Annotated in this window: 1 protein-coding gene and 1 pseudogene; both read left to right on the forward strand. The window is 64.0% G+C overall.

The features are described from left to right. Positions 1-53: 53 nt before the first annotated feature. Positions 54-227, forward strand: a pseudogene (locus DSOL_RS30300) (type II secretion system F family protein); the annotation flags it as partial. Positions 228-448: 221 nt separating this feature from the next. Beyond that, a partial coding sequence (locus DSOL_RS29365; protein ID WP_235839019.1) for a hypothetical protein occupies positions 449-733 on the forward strand: 285 nt, incomplete at its 3' end.

Raw genomic sequence — 733 nt, forward strand, 5'->3', positions numbered from 1 at the left:
GCACCGAGTTCCAGACCACCCTGGAGGAAATCAATTTCGGCCTGGGCGTCACCGTGGCCCTGGACAACCTCATGGAGCGGGTGGACTGCCCGGACCTGAGCTTTTTCGTGGTGTCGGTCAAAATCCAGAACGAGTCCGGCGGCAATCTGGCGGAAATCATCAGCAACATCTCCTGGCTGATCCGCGAGCGGTTCAAGCTCAAGGGCCGCATCCGGGTGCTTTCGGCCGAAGGGCGCATGGCCGCCTGGGTGCTGTGCCTGTTGCCCTTTGGCGTGGCCGGCGTGGTGAAGATGGTCAATCCCGGCTATTTCAGCCTGCTGCTTGTCGATCCCCTGGGGCGGGTCATGAGCTACTGCGTGGTCATAGGCCCTTATGACGGTTGGCGTCCTTATCATCCGCAAGATGGTCCGCATCGAGGTCTAGGAGAGCGCCATGGATTTGCTCGTCATTGCCGTGCTGGTTGCCGCAAGCGTGGGGCCTTTTCGTCTACGCGACGACCATGTTGCGCGAGGAAGGCCGCAAGCGCCGGGAGATGGCCGGCCGGGCCCATGCCGTCATCAATGCGGTGCGGCTGGGGGCGGGCGGCCGGCCGGGGCTGCTCGGCTGGTTTGAGAATTTCGGCCAGCGGGCGGCAACCTGGTTTGGCGAACTGGTCAAACCCCGGGAAGCCAAGGAGCTGTCCAAAACGACGGTCCTCCCTGGTCCAGGCCGGCTACCGGCAGCCGAGCGCGGT

Origin of the sequence: Desulfosporosinus metallidurans (assembly GCF_001936615.1) — a bacterium.
GTDB lineage: Bacteria > Bacillota > Desulfitobacteriia > Desulfitobacteriales > Desulfitobacteriaceae > Desulfosporosinus > Desulfosporosinus metallidurans.